The 17,579-nt window shown below is 74.4% G+C and carries 17 protein-coding genes; 13 read left to right on the forward strand and 4 right to left on the reverse strand.

All coding sequences use genetic code 11. The features are described from left to right. Positions 1–239 precede the first annotated feature (239 nt). Both ACWGPE_RS07280 and ACWGPE_RS07285 read left to right on the forward strand, forming a co-directional pair. Positions 240–1,466: a pyridoxal phosphate-dependent aminotransferase gene (locus ACWGPE_RS07280; protein ID WP_452048423.1), complete on the forward strand. Its 1,227-nt coding sequence runs from the start codon at positions 240–242 to the stop codon at positions 1,464–1,466. 5 nt (positions 1,467–1,471) lie between these two features. After that, entirely contained in the window at positions 1,472–2,233 is a 762-nt protein-coding gene (locus tag ACWGPE_RS07285; RefSeq protein ID WP_231432159.1) for a hypothetical protein, read from the forward strand. Here ACWGPE_RS07285 and ACWGPE_RS07290 read toward each other — a convergent pair. Both ACWGPE_RS07290 and ACWGPE_RS07295 read right to left on the reverse strand, forming a co-directional pair. After that, on the reverse strand, positions 2,194–2,424 hold the full coding sequence (locus tag ACWGPE_RS07290) for a hypothetical protein (protein ID WP_452048424.1): 231 nt from the start codon (positions 2,422–2,424) through the stop codon (positions 2,194–2,196). The genes ACWGPE_RS07285 and ACWGPE_RS07290 overlap by 40 nt on opposite strands. A gap of 90 nt (positions 2,425–2,514) precedes the next feature. Then, on the reverse strand, positions 2,515–3,453 hold the full coding sequence (locus ACWGPE_RS07295) for a LysR family transcriptional regulator ArgP (RefSeq protein ID WP_452048425.1): 939 nt from the start codon (positions 3,451–3,453) through the stop codon (positions 2,515–2,517). Between the two features lie 74 nt (positions 3,454–3,527). On the opposite strand from ACWGPE_RS07295, the gene lysE reads away from it, so the two are divergent. The 9 genes from lysE (at position 3,528) to ACWGPE_RS07340 (ending at position 13,326) form a co-directional block, all read left to right on the forward strand. Then, a complete protein-coding gene (gene lysE, locus ACWGPE_RS07300) occupies positions 3,528–4,247 on the forward strand; it encodes an L-lysine exporter (RefSeq protein ID WP_275506786.1) in 720 nt (239 codons plus the stop codon). A gap of 301 nt (positions 4,248–4,548) precedes the next feature. Beyond that, positions 4,549–5,553, forward strand: coding sequence for an isopenicillin N synthase family dioxygenase (locus ACWGPE_RS07305; RefSeq protein WP_275506243.1), 1,005 nt, complete (start codon positions 4,549–4,551; stop codon positions 5,551–5,553). 108 nt (positions 5,554–5,661) lie between these two features. Further along, positions 5,662–6,498, forward strand: a complete 837-nt coding sequence (locus ACWGPE_RS07310; RefSeq protein WP_308191668.1) for a YciI family protein — start codon at positions 5,662–5,664, stop codon at positions 6,496–6,498. A 290-nt stretch (positions 6,499–6,788) separates the two neighbouring features. Beyond that, entirely contained in the window at positions 6,789–7,916 is a 1,128-nt protein-coding gene (locus ACWGPE_RS07315) for an RNA polymerase sigma factor (protein WP_452048426.1), read from the forward strand. A 98-nt stretch (positions 7,917–8,014) separates the two neighbouring features. Beyond that, positions 8,015–8,962 (forward strand): ABC transporter ATP-binding protein, encoded by a 948-nt coding sequence (locus ACWGPE_RS07320; RefSeq protein WP_452048427.1) that lies wholly within the window; start codon positions 8,015–8,017, stop codon positions 8,960–8,962. Beyond that, positions 8,959–9,786 carry an ABC transporter permease gene (locus tag ACWGPE_RS07325; RefSeq protein ID WP_231432166.1) on the forward strand — a complete coding sequence of 276 codons (828 nt, stop codon included), beginning with the start codon at positions 8,959–8,961 and terminating at the stop codon, positions 9,784–9,786. The genes ACWGPE_RS07320 and ACWGPE_RS07325 overlap by 4 nt, the downstream gene beginning before the upstream one ends. A 49-nt stretch (positions 9,787–9,835) precedes the next feature. Then, a complete protein-coding gene (locus tag ACWGPE_RS07330; protein ID WP_452048428.1) occupies positions 9,836–11,020 on the forward strand; it encodes a sensor histidine kinase in 1,185 nt (394 codons plus the stop codon). After that, the gene (locus tag ACWGPE_RS07335; protein ID WP_231432168.1) at positions 11,017–11,661 is read left to right on the forward strand and encodes a response regulator; all 645 of its coding nucleotides are present in this window, start codon (positions 11,017–11,019) and stop codon (positions 11,659–11,661) included. The genes ACWGPE_RS07330 and ACWGPE_RS07335 overlap by 4 nt, the downstream gene beginning before the upstream one ends. A 66-nt stretch (positions 11,662–11,727) precedes the next feature. After that, entirely contained in the window at positions 11,728–13,326 is a 1,599-nt protein-coding gene (locus ACWGPE_RS07340; RefSeq protein WP_452048429.1) for a phosphatase PAP2 family protein, read from the forward strand. Positions 13,327–13,354: 28 nt separating this feature from the next. Here ACWGPE_RS07340 and ACWGPE_RS07345 read toward each other — a convergent pair whose 3' ends face one another. Together ACWGPE_RS07345 and ACWGPE_RS07350 are read right to left on the reverse strand one after the other, a co-directional pair. Then, a complete protein-coding gene (locus ACWGPE_RS07345; protein ID WP_231432171.1) occupies positions 13,355–14,023 on the reverse strand; it encodes a LuxR C-terminal-related transcriptional regulator in 669 nt (222 codons plus the stop codon). Continuing rightward, positions 14,016–15,230 (reverse strand): PspC domain-containing protein, encoded by a 1,215-nt coding sequence (locus ACWGPE_RS07350; RefSeq protein WP_452048430.1) that lies wholly within the window; start codon positions 15,228–15,230, stop codon positions 14,016–14,018. The genes ACWGPE_RS07345 and ACWGPE_RS07350 overlap by 8 nt, the downstream gene beginning before the upstream one ends. A 116-nt stretch (positions 15,231–15,346) precedes the next feature. Between ACWGPE_RS07350 and ACWGPE_RS07355 the strand changes: the two genes are divergently transcribed. Both ACWGPE_RS07355 and ACWGPE_RS07360 read left to right on the forward strand, forming a co-directional pair. Beyond that, positions 15,347–17,098 (forward strand): PspC domain-containing protein, encoded by a 1,752-nt coding sequence (locus tag ACWGPE_RS07355; RefSeq protein WP_452048431.1) that lies wholly within the window; start codon positions 15,347–15,349, stop codon positions 17,096–17,098. Continuing rightward, on the forward strand, positions 17,095–17,571 hold the full coding sequence (locus tag ACWGPE_RS07360) for a hypothetical protein (protein WP_231432174.1): 477 nt from the start codon (positions 17,095–17,097) through the stop codon (positions 17,569–17,571). Before ACWGPE_RS07355 ends, ACWGPE_RS07360 begins: the two co-directional genes overlap by 4 nt. The last annotated feature ends 8 nt before the right edge of the window (positions 17,572–17,579 follow it).

The following is a 17,579-nucleotide window of genomic DNA, read 5'->3' on the forward strand; positions in this document are numbered from 1 at the left end:
AACAGACGAACCGAGGCCCGTGGAGTCACCGCTCCACGGGCCTCGGCCGTGCGGGGCGGGGGGGCCCCCCCCCCCACCCCCCCGCCCCGGGGGGGTGCGGCGGCGGCGCCCGGGCGTCGGCCGCGCCCGGGCCCCGGGCAACCCCCTCGCCCGTGCCCGGGCAGACCGTCCGGAGGGCCGGACGACACCGATCGAAACGCCCCTCACGGCCACGCGGCCACGCGATTAGACTCACCCCTGTGACCGAGAAGCCGCGCCTGTCCGCCCGTATCGCCGCCATCGCCGAGTCCGCGACCCTGAAGGTCGATGCGAAGGCGAAGGCGCTCCAGGCCGAGGGCCGCCCGGTCATCTCGTACGCCGCCGGCGAGCCCGACTTCGCGACCCCCGAGCACATCGTCGAGGCCGCCCTCGCGGCCACGCGCGACCCCAAGAACTACCGCTACACGCCCGCCGCGGGCCTGCCCGACCTGCGCGAGGCGATCGCGGCGAAGACCGCGCGCGACTCGGGCCTCGAGGCATCCGCATCGCAGGTGGTCGTGACCAACGGCGGCAAGCAGGCCGTCTACCAGGCCTTCCAGGTGCTGCTCGACGAGGGCGACGAGGCGCTCGTGCCCACCCCGTACTGGACCACCTACCCCGAGGCGATCAAGCTCGCGGGCGGCCGCCAGGTCGACGTGTTCGCGGGCAGCGACCAGGGCTACCTCGTCACGGTCGAGCAGCTCGAGGCCGCGCGCACCGAGCGTACGAAGGTGCTGCTGTTCGTCTCGCCGTCGAACCCGACCGGCGCGGTGTACGCGCCCGAGCAGGTGAAGGCGATCGGCGAGTGGGCGCTCGAGCACGGCATCTGGGTCATCGCCGACGAGATCTACCAGAACCTGACCTACGGCTCGCTCGACTCCGAGGTCGGCAGCCCCGCCCCGCGCGCCGTCTCGATCGTCGAGGCCGTGCCGGGGCTCGCGAACCAGGCGATCCTCGTCAACGGCGTCGCCAAGACCTACGCCATGACGGGGTGGCGCCTCGGCTGGATGGTCGGCCCCGCCGACGTGATCAAGGGCGCCGCGAACCTCCAGTCGCACCTCTCGTCGAACGTCTCGAACATCTCGCAGCGCGCCGCGATCGCCGCCCTCACCGGCCCGCAGGAGCCGGTGGAGGAGATGCGCCGCGCCTTCGACCGCCGACGCCGCCTGATCGTCGCCGAGCTCTCGAAGATCGACGGCATGACGGTGCCGGTGCCCGAGGGCGCGTTCTACGTCTACCCCGACGTGACCGGCCTCCTCGGCCGCGAGTGGGGCGGCGTCACGCCGACCTCGTCGCTGGAGCTCGCCGACCTCATCCTCGACCAGGCCGAGGTCGCCGCCGTTCCCGGCGAGGCGTTCGGGCCGTCCGGGTTCCTCCGCCTCAGCTACGCGCTCGGTGACGAGCCGCTGCTCGAGGGCGTGCAGCGCCTGCAGCGACTGTTCGGCTAGGCGGGATGCCTCGCGGCGACGCCCGGCTCGCACGCCTCGCAGCACGCAACAACGCGGAGTGGTGCCGAGCGGTCGCCGCGAGCCACGGGATCGCATCGGGCTTCGCCCTCGGCGGCGCCCTGTGGGTGGCGGAGGCGCCGACGCCGCTCGGCTATCCCGAGGCGGTGACCGTCGAACCCGGGCTCGACACGGCGACCGTGCTCGCGATGCTCGCGCCCGACGCGACGAGCCTGAAGGACTCGTTCGCCGACCTCGATCCGGGCGCCGCCGGCTGGGCGCCGCTGTTCGACGCGACCTGGATCGTCGCCGACGCGCACGACTCGTCGTCGAACGGCACCGATCCCGGCGACCCCGCACTCGTCACGGTGACGACGGCCGCCGGGCTCGCGCGGTGGGCGGGCGCCCACGGCCTCCCCGACGCGTTCGCCGAGCCGTTGCTCGGGGCAGCCGAGGTGGTGGTGCTCGGGTCGGCCGGGCCCGGGTCGAGTCGGGCGTCGGTGCAGGCCGCGGTCACCGCGGGCGGCGTGCTCAACCGCACGGGCGAGGTCGTCGGGCTCTCGAACGCCTTCGGCGGTGGCCAGGGACTGTACCGTGCGCTCCGACGCGAGGCCGGAGCACGGTGGCCGGGGCTGCCGGTCGTCGGCTACGAGTCGGATGGCGCCCTCGACGATGCGCTCGATGCGGGCTTCCGGCGCGTCGGCCCGCTGCGCGTCTGGGCGCGCCCGGCTCAACCCGGCCCGAGCACGACGTCGACGTTGCGCAGGTAGACGGCCCGCTCGAGGCCCACGACTCCCGCGGGGCCGGCGACACCGGCATGCAGGCCCGGCGGCTCCCGCCCGATCGGAGCCGCACCCGACGCTCCGGCCTGCACGCCGGCGAGCATGCCGACGCCGTAGGCGGCTGCGATCGCGGCGAGGGTCGCCGCTGCCACCAGGGCGGCGACCTCCCAGGTCTTCATGGGCCCCTCCCAGCCCCCGGTCGCACGCGACGCTAGCGGAGCCGCCGCCCCGGCCGCATGCGTGCCAGCACTGGAGAACGCCCGGGCGGCTCAGCCGAGCGCACGCCGCGCCTCGACGGCGAGCGCGTCGGCGACGGCGTCGAGCAGGGGCGAACTGAGGTTCCACTGCTGCCAGTGCAGCGGCACGTCGACGGGCGCCCCGCCGAGTCGCACGAGCTCGCCGCGGTCGAGTTCGGCGGACGACTGGAACTCGGGCAGCATGCCCCAGCCGAGCCCGAGCTTCACGGCGTTCGCGAAGTCGTTCGAGGCCGGAACGTAGTGGCGCGGGGCGCGCTCGGGGTCGAGGCCGGCCGCGCGCAGCGCGTCGTGCTGCAGGTGGTCGCGCCGGTCGAAGTCGACGAGTGGCGCACGGGCGATCCAGTCGGGCAGGGCGGATGCCTCGTGGCGGGCTCGGTCGCTCCAGCGGCCGACGAACCCCGGCGTGGCCACGGCCTCGTATCGCATGACGCCGAGCGGGCGCACGAGGCACCCCCCCACCGGGGTGGCCTGCGAGGTCACCGCCCCCATGACGGTGCCGGACTCGAGCAGCCCGGCGGTGAAGTCCTGGTCGTCGCGGTGCAGGTCGAAGACCACGGGATGCGTCTCGGCGACGCGCGCGAGCGCGGGCAGGAACCACGTGGCGAGCGAGTCGGCGTTGACCGCGAGCGGGATCGGAACGGGACGGAACGCCGTCGCGCCCGCCTCCCCGTCGGCCGTGGCGACGTCATCGGCGTCGAGCCCGAACTCGGCGAGCGCGTCGTGCTCGAGCAGGGCGAGCTGGCGCGCGAGCCGCACGACGGCCGCCCCGGCACCGGTCGCACGGGCCGGCTTCGAGCGCACGACGAGCACACGACCGAGCTGCTGCTCGAGCGTCTTCACGCGCTGCGACACGGCCGAGGGCGTGAGCCGCAGCCGACGGGCGGCCGCGTCGAAGGTGCCCTCGTCGATCACGGCGGCGAGGGTGCGGGCGAGGTCGAGTGGAATGTGCATCTGAAGCGATGCTAATGGTTCTGAAGGATCTTGAGCTGGATTGCAGCCTGACGCCGACGTACCGTCGAAAGGTGATCGCCTCCTCAGTGCTCGCGGGCCTCGGCCTCGGCCTCTCGCTCATCGTCGCCATCGGCGCGCAGAACGTGTTCGTGCTGCGCCAGGGCATCCGGCGCGAGCACGTGTTCGCCGTCGCCGCGATCTGCGCCGTGAGCGACCTCGTGCTCATCGTCGTCGGGGTCTCCGGCATCGGCCTCGTCATCGGCCAGGTGCCGTGGCTCATCGACGTGGTCCGGTGGGCGGGCGCGGCATTCCTCGTCGGCTACGGCGTGCTCGCCGCCCGCCGCGCGCTGCGCCCGACGGGCGAGGTGCTCGTCACGGGCGACGGCTGCGACTCGGCGGCGGACGTGCCGGGGCCGTCGGCGGACGGTGTGGGGACGCCCTCCGCCGACGGCCGCGGTGCGCCCGTCGCCGTCGAAGCACGACCGGCGATCGCCACGCGCACCACCCTCGCGAGCGCCGTGCTCACGTGCCTGGCCCTCACCTGGCTCAATCCGCACGTGTACCTCGACACCGTCTTCCTGCTGGGATCGGTGGCGAACAGCCACGGCCCCGAGGGCCGCTGGTGGTTCGCGCTGGGCGCCGGCGCGGCATCCCTCATCTGGTTCTTCGCCCTCGCCTACGGGGCGCGCCTGCTGGGCCGCGTGCTCTCGACCCCGCGCGCCTGGCGGGTGCTCGACGGCGTCATCGCCGTCGTCATGCTCGCCATCGCGGCCTCGCTCGTGCTGCCCCACTGATGGGGAATAGCCGGTCGCCGGCGACCGTGCTAGCGTTTCGGACATCGTGAGCACCCTCACCTGTCGCTGCTGTCGCCGCTAGGCGGTCGTCTCCCCGACGACCCCAGGGCGCGATTCCCCGCGCCGCCGACCGCAGCCCCGTGCTCACGCCGCATCCGACGCGTCCGCGTCAGTTCCGCGGCATCCGCCTCGAACCGATCTCGAATCGATCTCGAACACCGGATGCCACGCAGCCGACGTCAACGGATGCCGGGGCCGCCGCGTCGTCGGCGCACCACCCGGCACTCGAAAGGACCATCCCATGTCCGGCATCCCCGTTCTCGACCTCTCACTGCTCAACGGCACGACCGAGCAGCAAGCGCAGTTCCGCGACGACCTCCGCCGCGCGACGCACGAGGTCGGCTTCTTCTCGCTCATCGGCCACGGCGTGCCGACCGAGCTCGTCGATCGCGCGTATGCGGCGGCGCGGGCGTTCTTCGCCCTGCCCGAGTCGCACAAGCTCGCGATCGAGAACGTCACGAGCCCGCACTTCCGCGGGTACACCCGCATGGGCGGCGAGCGCACGCTCGGTCGCGTCGACATCCGCGAGCAGATCGACCTCGGCGCCGAGCGCCCGGCCGTGACCATGACGGCCGACACCCCGGACTACTGGATCCTCGAGGGGCCGAACCTGTGGCCCGAGGCGCTGCCCGAGTTCCGCGCGGTCGCCGAGGAGTGGATCGCCCGGCTCGACGAGGTCGGCACACGCCTCCTTCGCAGCTGGGCCGAGGCGCTCGGGGCCGCGCCCGACACCTTCGACGCCGCCTTCGAGCGCCCGTCGCCGTACCTCAAGGTCGTGCGCTACCCCGGCGTCTCGGCCGAGCAGCCCGCGCAGGGCGTCGGCGCCCACAAGGACCTGGGCGTGCTCACCCTGCTCTCGGTCGAGGACGGCAAGGCCGGCCTGCAGGTCGAGAAGGACGGCGAGTGGATCGACGTCGTCGCCCCGTCGGGCGCGTTCATAGTGAACATCGGCGAACTGCTCGAGATCGCGACCGACGGCTACCTCAAGGCGACGAAGCACCGAGTGGTCTCCCCCGCACCCGGCACCGAGCGCATCTCGATCCCGTACTTCCACGGGCCGGCACTCGACGCCGTGATCCCGACGATCGAGCTCGCACCCGAGCTCGCCGCCGAGGCGCCCGGCATCACCAGGGACCCCGCGAACCCGCTGCACGCCGTGTTCGGCGAGAACTGGCTGAAGAGCCGGCTCCGCGCCCACCCGAACGTGGTCGAGGCGCAGTACCCGAGGCTGCTCGTCGGCGCCTGACCGAGGGGCGGGTGCGCATCGAGCACGCCCGAGTCGGTGTGACCTGTCGAAAACGGTTGTCGCCGTTCGTCGTACCTGCGTAGCGTGACCGAGAGAGAGGATTCCGCCATGGAATACGCGCTGTTCTACGCCGCGGGCGACGACCCGATCGCCCCCGACCCCGCCGCCGACGACATCGGAGACTGGGTCGACGACCTCGAGGCGCGCGGCGTCTCCGAGTACGGCGAGCGGCTCCGCCCCGATCCCGATGCCACGGTGGTGCGCGTGCGCGGCGGGGAGCTGCTCGTGAGCGACGGGCCGTTCACCGAGGCGAAGGAGTCGATCGGCGGCTTCGACATCATCGACGTCGACGACCTCGACGCCGCGATCGAGATCGCGTCGCGGCATCCCGCCGCGTCATTCGGCCGCGTCGAGGTGCGCCCGTTCGTGCGGTGGCCCGACGCCGAGCCGGGCTCGCGCATCGTGCCGGCCGGCTTCGCCGAACGCGACGCGTCGGGGCGCCGCTACCTCATGCTCGTGGCGGTCGAGCCCGGCGGCGAGCGCGACGCCGATGCCGGCCCCGACGCGTGGGTGCGCGAGATGGACGGTCGCGGCACCCGGCTGTTCGGCGAGGTGCTGCGCGGGCCGGATGATGCGACCCATGTGCGCCGACGCGGCGGCGAGGTGCTCGTCGCCGACGGGCCGTTCGCCGAGGCGAAGGAGTGGATCGCCGGGTTCGACCTCATCGAGGTGGCCGGGCTCGCCGAGGCGATCGAGGTCGCGGCCGCGCACCCGATGGCGCGCGGCGGGGCGATCGAACTGCGCCCGCTGTGGCCGTTCGACGTGCACGACGACCACGTCGCGCGCGCCGAGCGCGAGGCCGACGAGTACGGGCGTCGAACGGAACCGCCGGCCGCCGAGGCCGCTGCCGCCGCCCGCGCCGGAGCCGCGGGGGTCGCGCACTGAGCCCGCGCGGGGCGTCGCCGTCGGCGAGCGGGCCGATCGGTCCGGTCGCCGATGCGGCGGCGTCCCGCCGCCCGGACACGCCGAGCGGAACCGCCGCGGTCGCCGCGGCGCCCCGTCATGCGGTCACGCCGAGCGGAACCGCCGCGGTCGCCGCGGCGCTGCGGGGTGCGGCAGGCGAGTGGGCGCGCATCGTCGCGACACTCATCCGCACGACGGGCGACTGGGACGTCGCCGAGGAGTCGGCGGCCGGCGCGGTCGAGCGTGCGGCCGAGACGTGGCCACGCGACGGCGTGCCCCGCAATCCCGGCGCCCGGCTCACGACCGCCGCCCGCAACCTCGCGCTCGACCGGCTGCGTCGGCGCGGTGTCGAGGCCGAGAAGCTGCGCGAGTGGGCCGACGCCGAACGCGACGCCGGCCGCACCGCGGGCCCACCCGACCCGGCCGAACTCGTCGCGCGCGACGAACCCTCGTGGGACGACCGACTGCGGCTCGTCTTCACGTGCGCCCACCCGGCGCTGCCGATGGAGGCGCGCGTGGCCCTCACGCTCCGCACCGTCTGCGGCCTCGAGACGCCCGAGATCGCGCGGGCCTTCCTCGTGCCCGAGTCGACGATGGCGCAGCGTCTCGTGCGGGCGAAGCGCAAGATCCGGCATGCGGCGATCCCGTACCGGGTGCCGCCTGCGGAGGCACTGTCCGAGCGGCTCGACGGGGTGCTCGCGGTGCTCTACCTCATCGCGAACGAGGGCTACCTCGCGTCGTCGGGAGATCACCTGCAGCGCCTCGACCTCGCGGCCGAGGCGATCAGGCTCGCGCGACTCGTCGTGTCGCTCATTCCCGACTCCGACGAGGCCCGGGCCCTGCTTGCACTGCTCCTGCTGCAGCACGCGCGTTCGGCCGCTCGGGTGGACGCCGCGGGCGACCTCGTGCCGCTCGCGGACCAGGACCGGACCCGGTGGGACGCCCGGGAGGTCGCCGAGGGCCTCGCGCTCCTCACGAGCCCGGGCAGCCGCTCGAGCCGGGCGGACGACGCGATCGCGGGCCCGTATCGGCTCCAGGCCGAGATCCAAGCGGTGCACGCTCGCGCGGCGACCGCCGTCGCGACCGAGTGGCCCGCGATCGTCGCCCGCTACGACGCGCTCGCGGCGCTCACCGATTCGCCGTTCGTGCGGTTCAACCGCGCGATCGCGGTCGGCGAGGCCGACGGACCCGCGGCCGGACTCGCCGCCCTCGCGGAGGTCGAGGCCGGCGGCCGCCTCGCCGGCTATCACCTCCTGCCTGCGGCGCAGGCCGAGTTCCTGCGCCGCGAGGGCCGGACCGCCGAGGCATCCGACCGCTATCGCGAGGCGATGGTCCTCGCGCCGACGGCGCCCGAGGTGCGATTCCTCGAGCGCCGACTGGCCGACCTCGACCGAGGGTGACGGCCTGCCGACCGGCGGGCCCATCCACCGATCGGTGGATGCCGGAATCGAACGGCCGGGGGCTGCCGCCGGCGCCCGGCCTCCGACACGCTCGGACTATGAAGACGACACGAACCGATGCCGCAGGCGGGCGCGAACCCGACGTCGCGGTGCGGGTGCGGGGACTCCGCAAGCAGTACGGCCACCGGGTCGCCGTCGACGGCATCGACCTCGACATCGCCCACGGCGAGACGTTCGCCCTGCTCGGCCCGAACGGCGCCGGGAAGTCGACGACCGTCGAGATCCTCGAGGGGTACCGCTCGCGCGCGGCGGGCGAGGTGTCGGTGCTCGGCGTCGATCCGGCCCGCGGCGGCCTCGACTGGAAGGCGCGGCTCGGCATCGTGCTGCAGTCGAGCGGCGAGACCGGCCAGTACACCGTGCGCGAACAGCTGCGTCAGTTCGCCGGGTACTACCCGAACCCGCGCGACGTCGACGAGGTGATCGCGGCGGTCGGGCTCGAGGCCCAGGCCGGCACGCGCCTGCAGAAGCTCTCGGGCGGCCAGCGCAGGCGGGTCGACGTGGCGCTCGGCATCGTCGGCCGCCCCGAGCTGCTCTTCCTCGACGAACCGACGACGGGCTTCGATCCGGCGGCGAGGCGCGAGTTCTGGGGGCTCGTGCGCGGGCTCAAGGCCGAGGGCACGACGATCGTGCTCACGACGCACTACCTCGACGAGGCGGCGCAGCTCGGCGACCGGGCCGGGGTCATCATCGGCGGCCGGCTCGTCGACGTCGCCCCCATCGACGTGCTCGGCGGCGAGGCCGCCCGGGTGCCGATCGTGCGGTGGCGCGACGCCAGGGGGCTCGTCCGGGAGACGCGCACCGACGCGCCGGCCCGGCTCGTGGCCTCCCTCGTCGCAGAACTCGGCGGCGAGCCCAGGGAGCTCGAGGTCATCCGCCCGAGCCTGGAGGACATCTACCTCGACCTCGTCGGCGACGCCGACGCGGCCGACGCCGACGGCGCGGCCGGCCCGGCGACCGAGACCGCGCCCGAGGAGGCACTGGCATGACTACCGTCACCACCCGTCCGATCGGCATCGCCCGCGTCGGCGGCTCGCGCGTCGCGTACGAGACGCGGGGCTACTTCCGCTCGCTCGACACGGTGTTCTTCACGTTCCTGTTCCCGCTCATCATGCTCGGCATCTTCACGACGGCGTTCAGCGCGTCGGGCGACGTCGGGCCCGTGGGCTCGCAGATCAGCGTCGGCGCGTTCTACCTGCCCGGCATGCTCGCCGCGGGCCTGCTGCTGTCGGGCCTGCAGAACCTCGCCGTCGACATCGCGACCGAGAAGGGCGACGGCACGCTCAAGCGGCTGGGCGGCACCCCGCTGTCGCCCGTCTCGTACTTCCTCGGCAAGATCGGGCAGGTGTTCGTCACGGGCGCGCTGCAGGCCGGGCTCATGCTCGTCGCCGCGGCGACCGTGTTCGGCATCGCCCTGCCGACCGACCCCGCGCAGTGGTTCACGTTCGCGTGGGTGTTCGTGCTCGGCCTCACGGCCTCGGCGCTGCTCGGCATCGCCCTGTCGTCGGTGCCGCGCAGCGGCCGGTCGGCGACGGCCGTCGTCATCCCGATCGTGCTCGTGCTGCAGTTCATCTCGGGCGTCTACCTCTCGTTCAACCAGCTGCCCGAGTGGATGCAGAACGTCGCGAGCCTCTTCCCGCTGAAGTGGATGGCGCAGGGCATGCGCGCCGCGTTCCTGCCCGAGGAGTTCGCCGCGCTCGAGCAGCACGGCGCCTGGGACCTCGGCTGGGTCGCGGTCGCGCTCGGCATCTGGCTCGTGGTCGGGCTCGTGCTCAGCCGGCTGACGTTCCGCTGGATCCGCCGCGATGCGTGACGTCGCAGCGTACGCGTCGCCCACGACCCGTGCGTGAGAGCATGGCGGCATGCTGAACCGCCGGTGGTGGGATGCCGCGGCGATCGCGGTCGCGGTCGTCACCGTGCTGTTCGGCCTGACCGATCCGCCGTACGGCCCGCCCGACTACGGGGCGTGGGCGGTCGCGGGGGTCTTCCTCGTCGTCTACTTCGCCTACCTGCGCGGCCGCCTCGACCGCGAGGATCCGACGCAGCACGTCGTCATCACGATCGTGCTCTCGGCCGTCGTCGGCGTCGGCGTCGCGTTCGACCCGGGCGCCTCGATCCTGCAGGCCTTCGCGTACCCGTTCCTCTGGGTCACCGCACCGTCGACCCGGCGCGCGATCGTCGCCAACGTCGGGCTCGCCATCGCACTGCTCGTCGGCTACGTCGTGCACTTCGGGTGGGGCGGGGTCGTCGCGGGCGTCGCAGTCGCCGGGCTCTCGCTCGGGTTCAGCCTCGCGCTCGGGCTCTGGATCACCCACATCGCCGCGATCGGCGAGGAGCGGGCCCGGCTGCTCGTGGAGCTGCAGTCGGCGCAGGGCCAGCTCGCCGCGCTGCACCGCGACGCCGGCGTCAGCGACGAACGCGCCCGGCTCGCCCGCGAGATCCACGACACGATCGCGCAGAGCCTCACCGGGCTCGTCATGGTCGCGCAGCGCGCGGGCAACCGGCTCGACGGGTCGGACGACGCATCGCAGGGCACCGCCGCCGCCCGCGCCGACATCGAGCTCATCGAGCAGATGGCGCGCGAGGCCCTCACCGAGGCGCGAGGGCTCGTCGCGACGCTCGCACCGGTCTCGGCCGACGGCGGCCTCACCGCCGCCCTCGGCCGGCTCGGCGCCGCGTTCGAACGCGAGACGGGCGTGCGGGTCGCCGTCGACGCGGATGCCTCGGGGCTCGACCGCGAACTCGAGGTCGTGCTGCTGCGGAGCGCCCAGGAGGGGCTCGCCAACGTGCGCAAGCACGCCGGTGCGAGCCGGGTGGCGATCACGGTCGCCGACCGCGGAGCGCACGAGGTCGTGCTGACCGTGCGCGACGACGGGGCGGGACCGTCGCCCGCCGCCCCGGGCGCGTCGTCGCCGGCCCCGGCCGGCTTCGGGCTCGCGGGCCTGCGCGACCGGGCGGCGCTCGTCGGCGGCACCCTGGAGTTCGGCCCCGCGAACGGCGGCGGCTCGCTGCTGCGCGTCACGGTGCCCAGGAAGGAGACCGCATGAACCCGATCCGCGTCGTCGTCGCCGACGACCACCCCATCGTGCGCGCCGGCATCGTCGGGCTCCTCGACACGGCGGCGGGCATCGAAGTCGTCGGCGAGGCGGCGAACGGCGCCGAGGCGATCGAGCTGGCCCGGTCGCGGCATCCCGATCTCGTGCTCATGGACCTGCGCATGCCGGGCATCGACGGCGCGGCCGCGACGGCCGAGATCGTCGCGACGGTGCCGGGCACGCGCGTGCTCGTGCTGACGACGTACGAGACCGACGAGCACATCCTCGCCGCGATCGAGGCGGGCGCCGGCGGCTACCTGCTGAAGGCTGCGCCGCAGGACGAGATCGTGGCCGGCATCACGGCGGTCGCAGGCGGCGAGACCGTGCTCGCCCCGTCGATCGCTGCGAAGCTCGTGTCGCGGGTGCGGGCCGAGGCCGCGGCGTCGGCCGCCCCGCCGTCGCCCGCGCCGTCGCCGCGCGAACTGGAGGTGCTGCGGCTCGTCGCGGCGGGCCGGTCGAATCCCGAGATCGCCGCAGAGCTCTTCATCGGCGAGGCGACCGTGAAGACCCACCTGCTGCACGTGTTCGAGAAGCTCGAGGTCAACGACCGTACGCGCGCGGTCACGCGCGCGATGGAGCTCGGGCTGCTGTAGCGAACCCGCCCGCACGACGATTCGCAACCCGTCGACGGTACGGCCGCCCGCGCCTACGATGACGGCGTGGGAGTTCGCGACGTGCGGGTCGCCGTGCAGCGCACGAGGATTCTGCCCGCCTGGGTGCGGCGAGCGGATGCTTCGGCGACGCGTCGCGTGAACGCCCGCCGCACTCACCCGCTCGTCGACCGCTTCTGGTCGCGCGTCTCCGGCTTCGCCGACCGCGGCGTGCTGTGGTGGACGATCGCCGGCGTGCTGGCCGTGACCGGGCGACGGCGGATCGCCGCGCGCGGGCTCGGATCACTGCTCGTCGCGAGCGCGCTCACGAACGTGATCGCGAAACGCGTGTTCGGCGGCGACCGGCCGCTGCTCGCGGACGTGCCGATCGCCCGGCGACTGCCGAAGCCGCCGATCACCCCCTCGTTCCCGTCGGGGCATTCGGCGAGCGCCGCGGCGTTCGTCACCGGCGTCGCGATCGAGTCGCCCCGACTCGGCGCCGCGCTGGCTCCGGCCGCCCTCGGCGTCGGCTACTCGCGTCTCCACACCGGGGCGCACTGGCTCTCCGACGTCGTCGGCGGGCTCGCCCTCGGTGCCGCCGTCGGCGGGCTCGGCGCGGTCGTCGTGCACCCGCATCGCCGGGCGGCAGGCGAGTCGACCGCCGCGAGCGGCACCGACCGCCGTCTTCCCGCGTCTTCCGACGGCGAGGGCGTCTTCATCGTGGTCAACCGGTCGTCGGGGACGAGCGTGCTCCGGAGCGATCCCGTGCGCGTGCTCGAGCGCCGGCTGCCGCGCGCCGAGCTGCACGTGCTCGAGGACGCCGCCGGCGACGATCCCGGCGCCGCCGCCCGCAGGGCACTCGCCCGCGCCGAGCCGCCGCGAATCCTCGGCGTCTGCGGCGGCGACGGCTCGGTCGCGGCGGTGGCCCACGAGGCGCGGGCCGCGGGCGTGCCGCTCCTCGTCGTGCCGGGCGGCACGTTCAACCACTTCGCGCGGGCCGCCGGCGCCGCCACGGTCGACCTCGCCGTCGACGCCCTGCAGCGCGGCGAAGGGGTGCGCGCCGATGTCGCCGAGCTCAGCTTCGCGGGCGGCCCGCCGATCACGGTGCTGAACACCGCGTCGGTCGGGCTCTACCCGGACTTCGTCGCCGAGCGCGAGCGCCGCGAGCACCGGTACGGCAAGTGGCTCGCCGCAGTCATCGCGGCGAACCGGGTGCTGCGCCGCTCCGCCCCCGTGAACGTCGCCGTCGGCGCCCGTCGTGCGCGCGTCTGGAGCCTCTACATCGGCGTCGGGCCGAACGACCCGGGCATACCCGCGCCGATGCGCCGGAGCAGGCTCGACGGCGGCGTGCTCGACGTGCGCGTCCTGCACGCGGGCTCGCGGTTCCGTGCAGCGGGCACGCTCGCCTTCGGCCGGCGCACGAGCGCGGTGCTCCGGCGAATGCGGCTGCTGCCGAAGCGCTTCGAGTCGTACACGACCGAGTCGATCGACGTGCTCGTGCGGCCCCGCCACGGACAGCCGCCGGGCTTCGCGCACGACGGGGAGGTCGCGATCGAGGCGACCGCCGACGCATCCGCCCGCACCGCCGCGCCAGGCTACCGCACGACGGTACGGATCGTCCCGGAGGCGCTCGACGTCTACCGCCCCGGCCGCGCGCACGAGAGCTGACGCCGGCTGCTCGGCGCAGGCGGCGGCCTCAGAGCAGGCGGCGGGCGTTCGCCCAGGCGGTGAGCTCGTGCCGGCTCGAGAGCTGCAGCTTGCGCAGCACGGCCGAGACGTGGGTCTCGACGGTCTTCGTCGAGATGTAGAGCTCGGCCGCCACCTCCTTGTAGGCGTAGCCGCGGGCGATGAGGCGCATGACCTCCTGCTCGCGCGCCGACAGCCGGTCGAGCTCGTCGCTCGCCTGCGCCGTCTCGCCGACGGCTGCGCCGAAGGCGTCGAGCACGAACCCCGCGAGCTTCGGCGAGAACACGGCATCGCCGCTCGCGACCGCGTGCACGGCACGGCTCACGTCGGCGCCCGACGAGCCCTTCGTGATGTAGCCCCGCGCGCCCGCGCGGATCACGCCGACCACGTCCTCGGCCTTGTCGGAGACCGAGAGCGCGAGGAACCGCGTGCCCGGCACCGCGGGCGCCGACCGCCGGATCACCTCGGCACCGCCGGTGGACCCCGCCGGCACGGCGGTTCCGGGTAGGTGAACGTCGAGGAGCACCACCTCGGGCGCGGCATCCGTGACGATCGCGACGGCGCTCTCGACGTCGTGGGCCTCGCCCACGACCTCGACGCTGTCGTCGAGGTCGGCCTTCAGGCCCGACCTGAAGATCGAGTGGTCGTCGACCACGACGACCCGCACCCGTTCAGCCATGCAGCGCCTCCGCTCCGTTGCGCTCGCCCGCGAAGCCGCGTTCGCCGGGGAACCGCAGTCGCACCTCGGTGCCGACGCCGCCCGCACCCGGGACGACCGTCGCCGAGCCGCCCGCCCGGCGCATGCGCCCGATGATCGACTGCCGCACGCCGAGCCGGTCGTCCGGCACCTCGGCGAGCGCGAACCCCGGTCCGCGGTCGCGAACGAACACCTCGACGGCCGCGGGCGTCGACTCGACGTAGACCGAGATCTCGCCGCCGGCGTGCCGGGCAGCGTTGAGCATCGCCTCGCGCGCGGCCGCGGCGAGCTCGCCGCTCGCCCGCTCGCGCTGCTCGCCGACCACCACGACGTCGACGGTCACGGGGAAGTCGATCTCGAGGTCGGCGGCGAACCCGCGCAGGTCGGTGCCGAGGTCGCTGTCGGCCGGCGCGTCGCCGGCGAACAGCCAGTCGCGCAGCTCCCGCTCCTGCGCACGGGCGATGCGGGCGACCTCGCTCGTCGCGCCGGCCCGGTTCTGGATGAGTGCGAGGGTCTGCAGCACCGAGTCGTGGAGGTGCGCGGCGATCTCGCTGCGCTGCTCCTCGCGGATGCGCTTGGTGCGCTCGTCGGTGAGCTCGCGCCACTTGGCGATGAGCGTCGGCACGTAGACGAGCAGGATGCCGAGCACGGCGGCGAGCGCCGCGACGAAGACGGCGACGGTGCTCATGCGTCCGTTCGCCTCGGGGTTCACCACGAAGACCAGCTCGAGCGCGGTCGCGGCGAGCACGACCGTGGCGATGCTGCGGATGACGAGTTCGTGGCGGGGGCCGCGTGCCGGGTCGGGACGATCGATGAGGGTCGCCCACGCCGACGCCGCGACCGCGAGCCCGATGCCGACGTAGGTGGCGGCGTACCACTGCCACCAGCTCGCCGCCGCGGTGAAGTACCACTGGCCGCTCTGCGTCCAGACCGCGACGAGCACCACCGTCGACGCGACCACGAGCAGCCATGCGACGGGCGCGCGGCGGGTCGGCCGGGCGTCGCCCTCGTCCCACGGGGTCAGCGCCCACAGCCAGAGGTAGAGCAGCAGCCCCGCGCCCCATGCGAAGCTCGTCACGACGAACGCGGCGCGCACGAGGGCCACGGGCCAGCCGAGGTGCGCCGCGAGCCCCGCCGCGACCCCGGTCGCCGCGCAGGCGCGCGGGCGGGTCATCCGGGGCGTCTCCATGCCAGCCATCAAACCAGACGAGGATGCCTCGGCCACGGGCCGAGGGACCGGCTCAGGGTCGAATCAGGGATCCACCCCATGGCGGGCGCCCCCGGCCGGCTGCCAGCATCGAAGCCATGGAGACGAATCAGACCGCCCCTGAGGCGGACTCGGAGACATCCGGGTCCGGCCCAGTGCCGGAGGACGCGATGGGCCCGGAGAACGCTGCGGGGGCGGCGGACTCGACGGGTCGGAGCGCGGCCGCCGGCCCGCACGCCGACGGGGCGGTCGGTTCGGCTCCTGACCCTTCGAGAGATGCGCACGGCGGCGACCCCGCCGATCGGGCTGCGGGGCCGGGCTTCTACGCCTGGCTCCGCCGGCTCGGCGTGCCGCGTCGGGCCGGGTGGCTCGGCGGCGTGTGCGCCGGCGTCGGCGCGAGGCTCGGCATCGACCCGATCGTCGTTCGCGGCATCGTGGTCGTGATCGCCGTGCTCGGCGCCCCGTTCGTGCTCGTCTACGCCGTCGCGTGGCTGCTGCTGCCCGACACCGAGGGCGAGATCCACTTCGAGCGGCTCACCCGCGGAATCGTCGACCCCGCCGTCGTGGGCATCGCGGTGATGGGCGTCATCGGCTTCATCCCGCTCGTGCAGGGCGGATGGCTCGGCTGGCGCTGGTGGCCCGAGTGGCCGGCGTACTCGTGGGCCGGCATCGACCTCGGCGGAGTGTTCCGCACGATCTGGGGCCTCATGATCGCAGCTGCGATCGTCGTCCTCGTCATCTGGCTCGTTCGCCGGGCCTCCCAGAACGCCCCGGCCGGCGGCGCGTCGCGCGAGGCTTCCGCGCCCGTCGCCGGCCCGGGGTATCCATCACCCGAACCGGACGGCGCGGCGAGTGCCGCGGGGTCCGCCGGCGCGACCGGTGCCGCCGGCGCCGCCGCGTTCACCGCCCTGGCTTCGACCCCGGTGTCCCCGGCTCCGGCTTCCGCCACGGCATCCCCGGCGCCCGCCGGTGAACCGCCGGTGCCCGCCGAGGGCGCCGACGCGGCGACGATCGCCGAGTGGCGCGCCCGGCACGAGGCGTGGCGCGAGTCGCACGCCGAATGGAAGGCCGGCCAGGCGGAGGCCCAGCGCGCCGCGCGCCAGCAGGCCGCCGAGGAGACGCGGGCGCGGGCGCTCGAGTTCCAGGCCGCCGCGGCGGCGGCACGTGAGGCACGGCGTGCGGCGCGCCCGCGGGCGAGCGCGGCGTTCGTGTTCACGATGCTCGGCCTCGCGCTCGTCGCCGGCGCGGGCGCCGCGATCTGGGCGCTCGGCGTTCCAGATGCGGCGCAGTACGCCGTCGCGATCGCCTTCGCCACGGCGACCCTCGTGCTCTCGGCGGCCATGATCGTGGCCGCCCTCTGGCGGCGACGCAGCGGCGCGCTCGCGACGCTCGCCTCGGTGAGCGTCGTCGCGATGCTGATCGCCACCAGCTCATCGGCGATGGCCCCGTTCGGCACGCTGCTCGCCCCCAGCGCGAGCGTGTCGCTCGGATACCCGCAGCAGCTCGTGCAGCCGGTCGGCGACGCGTGGATCTCGATCGGTGCGTACGACGGCTATCCGGACGAGGCCCAGACCGTCACCTTGACCCAGGTCCTCGGGAACGCCTATGTGACGATCGACCCGCACACGTCGATCGTGCTCGACGCGACCGACGCCGGCGACGTCACCGTCTTCACCTACGACGCCGACGGCTACGGGAGCGCCGAGGAGCTCACCGACTCCGACTCGCGGGTCTACACGATCACCTCCGAGGGGATCACCCGATCGGAGAGCGATGACGCCGATGCGCGCCTCGTGCTGCGGCAGACCTCCGGCTACGTGGAGGTCAACGTCTGGGAGGGACAGGAATGACCGGGAACGACGAGAACGTCGGCGCGCTGCCCGAGCGTGCCGGTGCGCCCGCCATCGACACCGAGGTCGTCGAGGCCGAGCTGCTCGACACCGAGGTGGCCCGGAGGGAGCCGGCCACCGGCCTCGAGCCGCCCGCACCCACCGAGGTGCTCACCCCGATCGCCGGGCCGGGCGACGACGACCGGCCCGCCGCCGCTCCGACGGCGCCGGCGGCCGCCGCGACCGCACCGCGTCCGACCATCCGCTGGGGCGCACTCGTCTGGGCGTTGATCTTCGGCTCCGTCGCCGGGCTCACCCTCTGGGTGCTCTCGAATCTGCAGCACCGCGACGACGCGCTCGCCTGGCTCGAGTCGATCCCGCTCGGGCTGCTGCCGCTCTACGGCCTGCTCGTGGTCGGCGTCATCGTCGCGCTCTTCGGAGGGGTCGGGCTCATCCGGCGCGGCGAGCGCAGGCGCCGAGCCGCCCGCGGGTGACGCGCCGA

The sequence above is a fragment of the Agromyces sp. NPDC055658 genome (genome assembly GCF_053618155.1).